The organism is Zhongshania antarctica (genome assembly GCF_014202945.1).
Taxonomy (GTDB): Bacteria; Pseudomonadota; Gammaproteobacteria; order Pseudomonadales; family Spongiibacteraceae; genus Spongiibacter; species Spongiibacter antarcticus.
In genome coordinates this window covers 16,762-30,853 of sequence record NZ_JACHHW010000015.1, presented here as the reverse complement: position 1 = coordinate 30,853, position 14,092 = coordinate 16,762, and the positions used below count along the sequence as shown (strand labels likewise).

9 protein-coding genes are annotated in these 14,092 nt (G+C 48.5%); 4 read left to right on the top strand and 5 right to left on the bottom strand.

The genetic code is table 11. The features are described 5' to 3' along the window. The first annotated feature begins 187 nt into the window (after positions 1-187). The 3 genes from HNQ57_RS17085 to rrtA all read left to right on the top strand — a co-directional run bounded on the left by HNQ57_RS17085 (position 188) and on the right by rrtA (position 4,994). Positions 188-3,307: a PKD domain-containing protein gene (locus HNQ57_RS17085; RefSeq protein WP_184465053.1), complete on the top strand. Its 3,120-nt coding sequence runs from the start codon at positions 188-190 to the stop codon at positions 3,305-3,307. Between the two features lie 702 nt (positions 3,308-4,009). After that, a complete protein-coding gene (locus tag HNQ57_RS17740) occupies positions 4,010-4,219 on the top strand; it encodes an aldehyde dehydrogenase family protein (protein ID WP_221301782.1) in 210 nt (69 codons plus the stop codon). 187 nt (positions 4,220-4,406) lie between these two features. Continuing rightward, positions 4,407-4,994 (top strand): rhombosortase, encoded by a 588-nt coding sequence (rrtA, locus tag HNQ57_RS17075; protein ID WP_184465051.1) that lies wholly within the window; start codon positions 4,407-4,409, stop codon positions 4,992-4,994. A 229-nt stretch (positions 4,995-5,223) separates the two neighbouring features. Here the strand turns inward: rrtA and HNQ57_RS17070 are convergent, their stop codons facing one another. From HNQ57_RS17070 to HNQ57_RS17050, 5 genes are all read right to left on the bottom strand, one after another. Then, positions 5,224-6,552: a right-handed parallel beta-helix repeat-containing protein gene (locus HNQ57_RS17070; RefSeq protein ID WP_184465050.1), complete on the bottom strand. Its 1,329-nt coding sequence runs from the start codon at positions 6,550-6,552 to the stop codon at positions 5,224-5,226. A gap of 412 nt (positions 6,553-6,964) precedes the next feature. Next, the gene (locus HNQ57_RS17065) at positions 6,965-8,101 is read right to left on the bottom strand and encodes a CaiB/BaiF CoA transferase family protein (RefSeq protein ID WP_184465048.1); all 1,137 of its coding nucleotides are present in this window, start codon (positions 8,099-8,101) and stop codon (positions 6,965-6,967) included. Positions 8,102-8,198: 97 nt separating this feature from the next. Continuing rightward, on the bottom strand, positions 8,199-9,359 hold the full coding sequence (locus tag HNQ57_RS17060; protein WP_184465046.1) for an acyl-CoA dehydrogenase family protein: 1,161 nt from the start codon (positions 9,357-9,359) through the stop codon (positions 8,199-8,201). Between the two features lie 97 nt (positions 9,360-9,456). Next, the gene (locus tag HNQ57_RS17055; RefSeq protein ID WP_184465043.1) at positions 9,457-11,595 is read right to left on the bottom strand and encodes a 3-hydroxyacyl-CoA dehydrogenase NAD-binding domain-containing protein; all 2,139 of its coding nucleotides are present in this window, start codon (positions 11,593-11,595) and stop codon (positions 9,457-9,459) included. 96 nt (positions 11,596-11,691) lie between these two features. Beyond that, complete coding sequence (locus HNQ57_RS17050) at positions 11,692-12,912, bottom strand: acetyl-CoA C-acetyltransferase (protein ID WP_184465041.1); 1,221 nt, start codon at positions 12,910-12,912, stop codon at positions 11,692-11,694. A gap of 135 nt (positions 12,913-13,047) precedes the next feature. Between HNQ57_RS17050 and HNQ57_RS17045 the strand changes: the two genes are divergently transcribed. Beyond that, entirely contained in the window at positions 13,048-14,052 is a 1,005-nt protein-coding gene (locus HNQ57_RS17045; RefSeq protein ID WP_184465039.1) for an AraC family transcriptional regulator, read from the top strand. Positions 14,053-14,092 lie beyond the last annotated feature (40 nt).

The following is a 14,092-nucleotide window of genomic DNA, read 5'->3' as shown; positions in this document are numbered from 1 at the left end:
TATGACGGTGGGATTACCGGAGGAGTGCGACATTCTATAAAAAGCCGCAAAGTACTTTGCCAATAACTCAGAGTGGAGTAATCCTTTATCCGCGATAATCCATGAAATTTCTTTCCATGGTATGTGTCGTGGTTTGAAGGTCGGTCGCAGTGGGTATTATTAAGTTTAATAAAAATGCGAAACGGACGTGCCTATTGACTACAACCAAGGTCTCGGCGCTAGTCCAGTTTCTACAGGAGATAAGCAAATGATAATTAGAAACATTGGCCGCCTATTCGCGGCCTTAGCGATCGGCTTTTTTGCTATGTATGCAAATGCCGCAAATGACGCATCGTGTGATAGCGAGTTAAATTTAGAAGGAAACCGATCATATAAGGTTTCTTTGCCTACTCATGACGGGCAAGTTGTTGCGTTCAATATTCTTGAACCTAGCAATTTTGATTGTGCAAACAGAAGTAATGGCGCGCACCCCTTGATGCTACACGGACCTGGGTTTGGCGGAAGCGGGGCGACAAGTGGGTTTGCCAACTATCGAGACTTAGGGTACACCATTATTTCTTGGGACCCTCGAGGATTTGGAGGGTCGAGCGGTACTGTTCGGACTATGGATCCAGAATTTGAAGGTCAATATCTCGTCCAAATTCTAGATTGGGCTGAGAATAATCTTGATTATCTTGCGTGGAAAGACGAAGTCACTAATGCTTTCGTTGCTCGTCCTCAAAGCAAAACAAGCGTAGCGGGCGGAGTGAATCTGGTTGTTGGCGCACAAGGTGGAAGTTATGGTGGCGGGTTCCAGCTTCTTTTGCTAACCACGGATCACAAGAAACGCTTAGATGCTATCGCGCCGGATATTACATGGCACGACTTGCGTTACTCCCTAAACCCGGGCGATACGGTAAAAACACTGTGGGACCTAGCGCTAACGGCACTTGGTGAGGTCGGCGGGAACGCAAGTATGGGCGGGTTGACCAATGATGGTATGGATCCGTATGTTAAGGAGACCTTGGCAAGAGGCGCTGCAACCAATGAGTTTCCGCGGGAAGCCCTAGATTGGTTTCATTATCGCGGAATGGGCTATTGGTGTGCGGCGAATGGTTTACCTGCGATGCCATACCCAAAATATTTACCTGATGCGGTACCACTTGTTGATGTAGTTAACTCTTATAACGTACCAGATCGCAATGAAGATGGCAGTTTAGCAATTGGCGATTATCTGGTCGCCGCCCCAAGCCCTGAGAGCTATCTCGAAGGGCTTGATGTGCTGCTTACTCAGGGGATGATTGATACGCTTTTTAATTTTAATGAAGCGTGGTGGAACCGGCAGTGCTTATCAGCGGCTGGGGCAAACGTTTCACTTTATACGCACAACGGCGGTCATGCATTTTCTGGAATACAGGCAGGACAATTTCCTGCAAATAGTGGTAGTTGTAGCTACAGCCAATTAGATTGGTTTGAATCGCGGTTGCGGCCAGATGCTTTGCCGCTTGTACTTGATGAAACTTGCTTTGCGCTCGGCACGAGTGGCGATACCGTGTCACTGAATGCCGACAAAGTGCTTGCTCCTGGCGGTAGTGGCAATTTCACCGTCCGCGAGGTTCCTGCACTGACAGTCGTAGCAAACGGTTTGACGGGTATTGCGAATACGACTGGAAATGCCCCGTTCGTTGCTGAGCTTGGAACGATGGAAGCTGAAGGCATATTGGCAGGGATACCACAGGTTAATTTAACGGTTGCTAGCGTGACTGGTATTAACGAAATGGTACAGGATTGCGCTAATCCTGCACTGCCAACTCGGACTGGCTGCGACAGTATTATATTTGTAGGGGTAGGGAAGCGAAATGGAGGCATGATCTATAGCTTGATTGACGATCAAGTTACCCCACTACGCGGCCTAGGGGAACATAACGTCAGTCTAGTTGGTATTGCCGAGCGTGTCGCAGAGGGCACGGACTTGGCCTTGTTATTTTACGCCTCTCATCCACAATTCTTTAGTTCTACTTCGCGTGACGTGACAGTTCCCGCTGTTCGAGTAACCGGGACAGTTGGTCTACCGCTTTACGCAGTCGACGATGAAGGAAAACCAGACACTACAACACCGACCGGTCTAAGCGGAGAAGATGCTCCCATAGACTCGGATGGAGATGGTGTTGATGACCGTATTGACCAATGTTCGAATTCGCCCACTGGAGAATCGGTCGATCTAAACGGTTGCTCTGCTTCGCAGAGAGATACCGATGGAGACGGTGTAAACGATGCTACTGACCAGTGCCCCGGTACCGCAGCAGGGATGGAAGTAGATGCTAACGGTTGCGATCTTTATGAGGCCCCATTGTCGGTGGCTCTTGATGCCACCCCAACTTCGGGTGATGTTACCAATGGTCCATTAACCGTCAACTTTACCGCCACTATTGATAATACAGATCAGGAAGGTGGTTCTCCTCGCTACGTTTTCTACTTCGGAGATGGTAGTAATTCAGGCGAAATTTCTGAATCAGTGATCAGTCATGATTATGACAAAGCAGGGTCCTATGAGGCGCGTGTTGTAGTGGTGGATGAGAACAGCAATAGCGCCGAAGATACGATTACTATCAACACTACCACTACGGTTACGGTTGAAGAGGATCCAGTGCTTGTTAATGCTGTGTTAAGTGTGGAATTGTCGAATAGCCGTGCGCCCGTGACAGCCATGTTTGATGCATCTGGATCAAGTGCACCCGAAGGCGCAAGCTACCGGTTTGTTTTTGGCGACGGCGAATTTCAGGAAGGAACTGAGAAGTTTGCAACACACTCTTATGCACTGGCAGGCGAGTACACCGTTACACTAATTGTAACCGCATCAAATGACGCCAATAATTCCGATAGTACAACTGCAGTTATTCGTGTGGGGTCAGGCCAGCAAACCACGGTCCAGCTGGTAGTGACGCCAACTACCGCCAGTATTGGGGAGCTTATTAGGTTTGATGCAAGTGCTTCTATAGCCGCTGAAGGCACTAGCATCACAAGCTATCATTTTGATTATGCAGATGGGATTAGCGAAACTCGTACGGTTTCTGAGTTCGGTGGCCAGGCCGGTATTGCGACTCACGCCTACAATGATGCAGGGAGCTATATGCCCACTGTAAGTGTTACTGATACTGGTAACATGCAAAAGCAGGCTACCGTTAACGTAAGGGTATCGCAGCCAAGCGCGCCGCCGGTAGTGCTCAAGCCTGCCAGTGGTGGCAGTGGTGGTGGCTCTATGGGTTGGCTAACAATCTTGATGGTTTTAGGTGCCGTTGTGTGCCGATGGTCCCGTCGATACTCATAGTAAAAAGTTATTACATAGCAGCGGTCTTCTGACCGCTGCTAAAATACTTTTTTGGATTTAGCTTTCCTTTAGATTTTAAACAATGGGATGGACTCCTCCTCAGTCTAGTAATTCGGCGTCATTGCGCCAGAATGGTAGGTGTCAACTAGCCATTGAGCGGATGAGGAGAAGCCCTATATGAACATTGCAAGCGTTAGAGTCGATATCGCAAAGTCTATTTTTAATATTCACGATGTTGATTCGCTTGAATAGGCTTAGTGGCAAGCAATGCTCAAGCGTCATCATTGGATTGATATGCTCGGTCAGTGCGTACCAATCGAAGCAGAGGTTGGTATAGACGCGTGCGTTTCTGTCCGCCGTTGGCGGCGAGAGCTACAGCGGCGGAGATACACTGTTAAATTGATATCGCCTCAGTTTGTGAAGTCCTACGTAAAAGTCACAAGAATGATCGAGTCGATGCGGTAGCAATCTGCGAAGTATGGCACGGTCATTTGCCATCTTATTTGGGTCGTGGCAACTATTACTCTCTGAAATTTCCCTAATGCGATGATTACCCGCAAAATCGCGCTGGCGCCAGCTGCACGGTGGTTGGCAAACCGGCAATCGAAACGCCCTTGTCGTCTACCTCATTAGGGGTACTGGCCGAAGAAGCCGGGGCACATTTTTGGGTATTGAATATTGTTTGTGGTAGGCGCGGCTACCGTGAAAAAGACTCTAAAGGAACTTGGTGGTAACGCGCCTTTCATTGTGTTTGATGACGTGAGTATTGATAATGCTGCCGCAGGGGCAATGGCATCAATATCCGCAATGTTGGAAAAATCGGAGTGCAGTAACCGGATTCTAGTTCAGGATGGTATTTATGCCCGTTTTGCCGAGAAGTTAACCATCGAAGTAAAAACTGATGTTAGATAAAGAGTTCGACCCTTCAGTATCGATTGGCTCTATGGTCAATAAGGCTTCTGCCAAAGTAAAAGGCCAATGGCAATAATCCCGACTATTGCTTTAATGTTAATAGTTGTCGAGGTTGTTGTTCTGGTTTTGTTGTACCGACTTAAAGAAGATCATTACTTGAGTTCGTCAAACACAAAGGGTAGCTAACATGAATTACTTGGCGTTATATTCGGTTAAATTCGGTCGCAGCATACCTTTGTTATTGCTTGCGTTGTCAATATTGCAGCTGGTTCATATTAATGTTCTCGATTTGGCATTAATACGCTCAGCAGTCGATCGCGGCGAGTGGTGGCGATTAGTGAGTGGTCAGTGGGTACATAGCAATGCCTACCACTTTTTTAGTAATTGCCTCGTGTTGGCGTGCTTAATTTACCTAGATCGCCGGGCGGTTACGCGCAAGATGGTCGAGTTTATTAGTTTGTCTGGCCTTTGTGGTGCTGCGGTTTATTTATTTTGTCCAGCGCTGGATTACTATCTTGGTTTGTCAGGGGTATTGCACGGCTATTTACTGTTGGTGTTACTGTCTATACGCCAAGAGAAACCGCTATTTGTCTACGTTGGTATTGTTGTGGTGCTAGCGAAAATAGCTTTAGAGCAGTTTGATTTATACCCTCGCGCAGCGACTGAGGAATTAATCGGTTTGCGGGTTGCGATCGAAGCTCATCTTGCTGGTGTAATTGCTGCGGGGATTATTTTTTCCCTAGAGTATTTGTATTTTTCGTATAAGCGTCGATAGAATTGTCGATCAAGATTAGCCTGGAGATCTGCCCGGCACTGTCGGCGGGCTGCTAGATTTACTGCGGCCGCCGACGTTTCTCAAGAGCACTTACAGTCGTAAAAAAGTGAATTTAGACGTGATGAATTTTTAATTCATAAATATCTCCAACTCCGTTCTATTTTTATCAATGCCTGCCAGAATTTGGTTTTTATAGGTTCATTAAGGCTCGTAAAATCGCTATGCAAGCTTAAGGTGCTGTACCGCTGCTATTAACAGCGCCGGTGTCGCAGGGACGCAAACGCTCGGCACCTGTTTGATCTTGCGGAGAGCAGTTTTCCTGCAGAGCATTGCGTCGCGCGGGACTGTCAATAGCGAGGCCGTGCGTGTCGGTTGGACCGCCATTGTTGGCAAGGGCCTTAATTTTGGGGTCTGTATTAGGTAGATCATTCTCGGCGTTAAGCTCACAGCTGTCATCGTCCGAGACATTCCCTCCCAGGGAATAAATTGGCGAAATTACCTGGCTACAGTTGGCGCGTCCTCGGGTCGAGGTGTTGCCGGCGATGATCGTATTGATCAGTTCTAGCGGGTGACCCTGAGTGCCATTACTGTATGTTTCGACGAGGTCGTCGGGATCCCCTTGGTAGGATTTCGCAATGTTGACGCCACCGCCACCAATGACCGCGTGATTGTTCACTATCGTCGAATTCATAATGGTCACCGCGCTTCCATTCCGAGCGTCGATGCCACCGCCTTCCCCCTGCGTACCTCCGTCATAGGTTGTGTCGTCGCAGCAGGACTCGAGAATACGGTTGCCGCTGATCGTCGAGTTAATCACTAGGCCAGCTGAATCAAACCGAATGCCGGCACCCTCACTCTCTGCAGTGTTGTTGCTGATCGTGCTCGAATCAATAATCGCAGAGCTCCAGGGTGTGTTAAAAATACCTGCACCATAACCACTGTAATTTTCGGTAATCAAACAACGCGTCACTATGAGCTGGCCATGATTGTAGATGCCACTGGCGGTCGCTCCAGTGATAGTCACGTCGGAAATGGTGAAAGTAGAATTTGCTGAGACCTCAAAAACGCGGTCAATGTTGTTGCCATCAATGATGGTTCTGCGGGCACCTGCTCCTCTAATATTGGTGTTCCCCAGAATTACTAATCTCCCCGCATCCAGAGTGACCCCCGCCGCGGTAGCTACCACGGGTGATTCGATGAAGCGGTAATGTCCCTCAGGCACGATGATGACATTGGTGCGCGTAAGTGGGCTGGTGGTTTGCATGACCAGGGCGTTGGACTCCTGTACGGCCGCCCGCAAGGTGCACTCGCCCTTCGCGGATTCGCACCGACCATCTCCACGTAGAGCATCCGGCTCATCCCCTTCGCTGTTGACCAGAAAGCTACCGGGCCTTGCTGGCCTGTTAAACGGGGGTTCGTTGTCAGCCGATACGCTCACGGGTGTCCCGACATTCGGAGCAGAGTGGCCATCGGAGCAGGCGCTAAGTGTCAGAGCTGTAAGTAATACGGTGATTGATTTCACCAGCGTGTAGCGCGGCATCACGTTCTTAATAATCATGCGGTTTATCTCCGAAATTGTCCGCGCAAGCCGTTTTCAGGCTGAGCAGTATATGTTTTTATTTTTCTATTGATGACCTAATCTAGCTAGGTACACACATCGTGTCACCGTATGGTGACACGATGTGTGTAACCAACTGGTGACAATGATGTCAATCGAAGTTGCTGTCTGTTTTAAGAATTTATTTCGGCGTAGTGGAGAGAGGCTAGGAATAATAACGAGTGCTTTTTAGCCTATGCATTAATTTCTGAGCCAGTGGCAATGTTAGCTCGGTGGGGAGGTAAGTGTAGGTTTTTGCTTGCGATTGTACCCACAGAATAATTCTGTCGATGTCTCAAATTATTAATATTCTATTGAAAGACGGCGCCCTGTGCGGTAGGCAGCAAGGCGCGCCTCGTCAATATTATCGTTATTAGCTAAGGACGCCTAAGTCGTTCAGTTCCCGTAGCTCGTCCTCGCCATAACCCAGATCGGCTAGCACTGACTGGGTATCAACACCGGCTTTGCGGGGTGAAAATTGCACCTCAGAAACTGTGCGGCTAAAACGTGGTGCTGGCGCTGGTTGGACCTGGCCAGCAATCTCTATATAGGTTTTGCGCGCAATATTGTGCGGGTGCGCTACTGCTTCGCGATAATCTAATACCGGCGCAAAGCATACGTCGCTGCCTTCCATTATGTCGCACCACTGCGCCTGGGTTTTGGTTTTAAACGCGGCTGCTATTTTTTCTTTCAGAACCGGCCACTCATTGGCGTTACCCTGTCCGGAAAATTCAGCTGGGTTTAACTGCAGCTGCTCAATAAGCTGAGCATAGAATTGGGGTTCTATTGAGCCAATAGACACAAACTTTCCATCGAGCGTTTTATACACATCGTAAAAGTGAGTGGCGCCATCCAATAAATTACTGGCTCGTTTTGGCCCCCAGATCCCAAGTGCATCCATTGAGTAAAACATGGACATCAGGCTTGCTGAGCCATCGGTAATAGCGGCATCAATAATCTGGCCTTTACCGGAAGTTTTGGCCTCTAAGAGTGCTGCCAGCATGCCCATCACTAAAAAGTGGCTGCCGCCTGCGTAGTCACCGATTAAGTTTAACGGTGGTACCGGCGAATCCTCTCGACCGATGGCCGCAAGTGAACCAGTTATAGATATATAGTTAATATCATGACCGGCAGCGTGTGCCAACGGTCCGGTTTGGCCCCAACCGGTAATGCGCCCGTAAACAATTTTGGGGTTGCGGGCCATGCAGACTTCCGGGCCTATGCCCAAGCGCTCAGCAACACCGGGACGAAAACCTTCAAAAATAGCATCGGACTGCTCCACCAATTTAAGCAGGGCTTCTATGCCTTCCTTGGTTTTTAAATTAAGTGCAATAGATTTTTTACCACGGGAGTTGCAGTCGAAGTCAGGTGGTAGGCTAATTCCACCGGGCGTTGATGACCGTTCAACAACCGTTACTTCTGCACCCATATCAGCCAGCAGCATACCGGCGTATGGACCGGGGCCAATGCCTTTGATTTCAATTATTTTAATACCTGTTAACGGACCCATAGCCAATTCTCCTAACCACACACTTTGATTTGAATTTTTAGTATCTATAATGAAGTGGCAAGCATCTTGTGATGACGCCACCGCGTGCATATCATCCTTAGTCGAGGTTGTTGTTATATTTATCGGAGAAAATATGACGACTAATAATCAGCTTCATAATCTCGGAGCTACCCGCTAAAATACGATTAATTCGCGATCCCTGAAACATCTGACATATTTCATATTCGCTCATATAGCCATTACCGCCGTGTAGCTGTACGCCCAGGTCGAGCATTTTCCACTCTATCTCGCTGGACTGTAGCTTCGCGACGGCGGCTTTCTCGGCGGTTAGCAAACCCGCGTTAGAGAGCTGCACACACTGGTCGACATAGGTTTCAAGAACATCAATCTCAGCTTCCATCTCGGCCATTTTAAATTGCGTGTTTTGCATTTTAGACAGCGGCTTACCGAACACCTTACGCTCCATAACATAGGCGCGCGTCAGGTTGAATGCTGTTCTTGCGCTAGCAATATTACCTACCGCCGCGATCAGTCGTTCTTCGGCTAAGCCCTGCATGAGATGTAGGAAGCCAAGGTCACGCTCGCCCAGTATATTTTCCTTGGGGATTTTTACGTCATTGAAAAACAATTCCGCAGTGTCCTGCGCGTGCATTCCCATTTTTTCTAAATTCTGGCCGCGTTCAAAGCCTTCCATGCCTCGCTCTACAACAACAAGGGTCATTGCGTGAGGGTTGTTATCTGGATCGGATTTAGCTGCAACGATAACCAAGTCGGCGTTGATGCCATTAGAGATAAAGGTTTTTGAACCATTGAGTATAAAGTGATCCCCGGCATCAATAAGTGACGCGCGCATACCTGCCAGGTCACTTCCAGCGTCAGGCTCAGTCATAGCTACCGCGAGAATAGACTCACCACTAGCGCACTTGGGCAGCCAGCGTTCTTTTTGCTCAGCCGTACCAAAGTTGCCGATGTAGGGTGCAACCAAGCGGCTGTGCAGAGTCAAAAATAGCTCTGCGCACCCAGCGCGGACTGACTCCTCAATAAATATTTGCTCCCAGCGGAAATCTTTGTCGCCCATACCGCCGAACTCTTCGTCTGCCCATATCAGAAGAAAACCTTGTTCACCGGCTTTTCTAAAAAATTCCCTATCAAAAATTCCATCTATACGTGCTTGTTTTACATGGGGGGCTATTTCTGTTTCAAAAAATTTACGAACAGATTCGCGAAAATAATTTTGTTCTTCTGTAAAATTACGCATTATTCGTTTCCTAGCAGATGATGCATCCATAAAACGGTGGCCTTTTTCAGACCACCGTTTAGCCTTGTAGCGCTTAAGCAATGTCTAAGGCTGAGCGCTAGACAAAGGTCTCGCCCTTGGCCAACATGCTTGCCACTATTGCTGGGGCCTTAAAGCGCTCACCGTAGCTTGCTTCGAGTTCATCGCAACGGTCACTGAAGCGCTGAAGACCATAGGTGTTAACAAACTGCAGGAAACCACCAGTCCACAGTGGTGCGCCAATACCCATTACTGAGCCGATATTGCCGTCGACAACCGTGCGTAACACGCCTTCCTCGAAACACTTAATAGACTCAATGACTTGACGGAAAAGTAGACGGTCTTTCACTTCTTGATTGGCAATAGCAACCTCAGGCTTGTAGTACTTTTCCAAAATTACTGGCCATACTGTTTTACCGGATTCATTCCAGTCGTAGTAGCCACCGCCGTGATGGCGACCGCCGCGACCGTGTTCTTCCACCATCAAATTGATGATTTCCATGATCTGACCGCGATCGCCCAAATCCAGGCCCATGGCTTTCCAGGTAGCGCTTGCTTTGTGCTGTAGCTGCTGGCTGGTTTCATCAGTAATCGTTAGCGGGCCAACCGGCATCCCAACAGCTTTGCCGATGTTATCAATCTTTACGGGGTGTAAGCCCTCATGAATCAACCGAGCGCCCTCGTCGAGATAGGTACCAAAGGTGCGAGAGGTGAAGAATCCCATAGAGTCGTTAACGACTATCGGTGTTTTGCGAATTTGCTGGGTGAAGTCAAAGGCCTTGGCAAGTGCTTCGTCACTGGTTTTCTCTCCACAGATAATTTCCACCAGGGGCATTTTGTCTACAGGTGAGAAGAAATGAATACCAATGAAGTTTTCAGGTTTACTGCTGCCCTCTGCCAATGTCGTGATGGGTAGCGTTGAGGTGTTGGAGCCCCATACGCCGTTCTCTGCCAAATACGGTTCTAAGTCTTTGGTCATATTCTGCTTGAGTTCAACATTCTCAAACACCGCCTCAATAATGAGGTCACAACCACGTAAGTCTTCGTTATCAGTAGTGGGCTTTATCAAAGCCAGTACTTGATCTCGCTTCTCTTCTGTCATGCGGCCCTTAGCGACCCGCTTATCTAAGAGCTTTTGAGTGTAGGCCTTGCCTTTGTCTGCACTCTCCTGTGAGATGTCCTTCAGAACAACGTCGATACCCGCCATCGCAGATACGTACGCGATACCTTGGCCCATCATGCCTGCGCCAAGAATACCGACTTTCTTAGTGAGATTTTTGGCTTGACCTTCTGGGCGACTTGAGCCGGCATTAATCTTGTTTAAGCCAAAGAAGAAAGTGGTGATCATATTCTTCGCTTCTGGTGTGGTGACCAAATAGGCTAAACCGCGACTTTCTATTAGCATTGCCGCATCAAATCCCACGGTGGCGGCCTGTGCCGCGCAATCTAAAATCTCTGCGGGGGCGGGCAACAAACCTCGCGTCTGTTTAAAAAGCATTGCCGGAATAACAGGCAGCACTTGGGTGTTTTGTGAATCACAGGCCTTGCCACCGGGAATTTTAAAGCCTTTAACATCCCAAGGCTGAACAGCCGCACTGTCATTGCCTTTCATTTCTAAGATATAGGCTTTGGCGCGTGGTACTAACTCTTCAATACTGCCAACTGTTTCGTGGATCATGCCAGCCGCTAGCGCCATTTCTGGTGTTAACTTTTTGCCTTCAACCAGAAAAGGAAGGGCGGTTTGTAGGCCTAAAAGATTCACCATGCGTACGATGCCACCGCCTCCAGGCAGCAGTCCCAAACTCACTTCCGGTAGACCGATTTGTACGGTCTTATGGTTATAGGCAATACGGTGATTACACGCGAGACAGATTTCAAAGCCGCCACCCAGTGCCGCGCCATTAATGGCAGCTACGACTGGCACTGGCAGTTTCTCAAGACGACGAAGTTGTGATTTAACCTTACTTAATTTTTCCATCATTAGGCCTTCTTGGCCTTTCTCAATGGTTAACAGATCTTTTATGTTGCCGCCGGCGAAAAACACCTTTTTTGCGGACGCCAGTACAACGCCGGTCAGGCCTTCTTCCGCCTCCAGTTTAGCCACGGTTTCACCCATGGCGACATCGTACTCGTCATTCATGGAGTTTACGGGACCCGTCATGTCCATCGTTACGGTGACAATACCTTCAGCATCTTTTTCGTACTTAAATACGCTCATGTTACGTCTCTCAAATTCGATTTCTGTCTGCGACCTACTCACTACACCTTCAGCCGCTACATATTTGTTCATACAGTTAATACGGCGCGGATAAACTTAAATTCGCTCGATTAGTGTGCTGATGCCCATGCCGCCGCCCACGCAAAGTGAAAGCATCGCGCGTTTCAAATTACGTCGCTCCAGCTCGTCGAGCATTATTGACACCAACATGCCGCCGGTTGCGCCCAATGGATGTCCCATGGCGATAGATCCACCATTCACATTGGTAATCTCGTGATCAATATTGAGGTCTTTCATATAGCGCATGGCGACCGAGGCAAATGCTTCATTAATTTCCCATAGGTCAACGTCGGCTACAGTTAACCCCGCTGCTTTAAGACATTTCAGTGCGGCTGGGCCAGGGCCTGTTAGCATGATGATGGGATCCGTGGAGAGTACGGCGGTGGCTAGAATACGGCCACGAGGTGTTAAACCTAAGTCCTTTCCCGCTTTTTCTGAGCCGATGAGTACAGCAGAGGCACCGTCGACAATGCCAGACGAGTTACCGGGGGTGTGGACATGATTGATCTTGTCCAATTGGTTGTATTTTTTAAGAATAATGTCATTAAAGCCAAACCCACCGATATCGCCAAAAGAGGCACGCAGACGACCCAGTGTTTCCACGGTTGAATCAGGTTTAATGAAATCGTCGCGCTCAAGAATCATCAATCCATTCTTGTCGCGTACCGGCAATACTGATTTATCGAAATAGCCGCTATCACGAGCGTGGGCTGCGCGGCGCTGCGACTCAGCCGCAAATGCGTCGACATCTTCTCTGCTATATCCTTCCAGTGTGGCAATGGTGTCTGCGCCGATACCTTGGGGGACAAAGCCGACTTTCAGTGCGAAGCCCGGATCCTGAATCATGGCGCCGCCGTCAGCGCCCATTGGCACACGAGACATACTTTCTACACCACCGGCGACAACTAGGTGTTCCCACCCCGACGCGATTTTTTGCGCGGCCATATTGACCGCTTCTAAGCCCGATGCGCAAAACCGATTAAGCTGTACTCCCGCGACTGATTCATCCCACCCAGCATTTTGCACAATCATTTTAGCGACGTCGGAACCTTGCTCATTAATTGGTGCTACGCAGCCTAAAATGACGTCATCAACATAGCTGGTATCCAGATCATGGCGCTGCTGCAGGCCCTGTAATAGGCCGGCACCTAGGTCGATTGATTTAACCTCGTGCAGTGACCCGTCAGCTTTTCCTTTTGATCGTGGCGTTCGTACAGCGTCGAAAATGTATGCTGTATGTGCAGATTGAGTACTCATAGAAACCTCGTGTAGTGGGTAAGCGTTTTCTTGCGGTACACAGTGTCTACACCTGAACCATTATCAACAATGACGGCAGCCACCAAAAACAGACATTAGATTACAAAAATTAGTCTTTCGGGTTACACTTCCTCCATGACAGACATTACCATTGCCATGCCCTTTGTGATCCAGTCTCTAGAAGGCGCCGCCGCCGCCGGCTGCGACACCAAGCTGTTTTTAAAAGAGTGTGGGATCTCGCCTGCACTCTTAGAACAAAATCAGGCTCGCATTGCCCTAGATAACTTTGTAATGCTTCAGCAACGTATCATGAAGGTAATGAACGACGAGGGTATGGGGCTTTTTGACAGGCCTTTACGGTTAGGTAGTTTTGATCTAATGGCGCACGCAATGATGGCTTTTGAAACCATTGGCGAAATTTTGGAGCGTATGTGCCATTACAATAACTTATTCGAAGTCGGCTTCATCCACGCTATTGAAATCCATGACAAGTACATTACTTACCAGCTGCATCGCCGTCACCCTGGTGCCGTTAAAAATAGTTATATAGCGACATCGAGTGCAATGACGATTCATCGCTTTTTATGCTGGATCAGTATGACCCGCGTCCCACTCGTCAGTGTCCATCTTGACTATCCGCCGCCAGATTGGTCTGCAGAATACCGCTCTGTTTTTTATGGATTTCCGGTAAAGTTTAATGAGAAGTGTATTGAACTAACGTTTCATGAAAGCGATATGTTACTGCCAAACAAACAAGACTTCAGTGGACTCCATGCCTATGTGGCGCGTGCGCCTCGCAATATATTCACGCCACATGAAAACCTGAGTTACAGCACCAAAATTCGCGCCGAGATACTACGCTGTATACATAAAGAGCGTGATGTGCCAAATATGGAAAAAATTGCGGAGCAGCTGTCAATACACCCTCAAACGCTGCGTCGTCGGCTACAAGAGGAGTCTACAGATTTCATGCTGCTGCGGACTCAAGCCCGTCGAGATGTTGCGATTTACATGCTGAGTAACACGCAATATCGAATTCAGGATATTTCTGACCAGCTCGGATTTTCAGAAACCAGTGCCTTTGTTCGGGCATTTAAGGGCTGGATGGGCACAACACCAATGGCGTACCGTAAATTATAGTGTTTACTGTCAATGAAATTCAGTACAACAGAATTGCAAA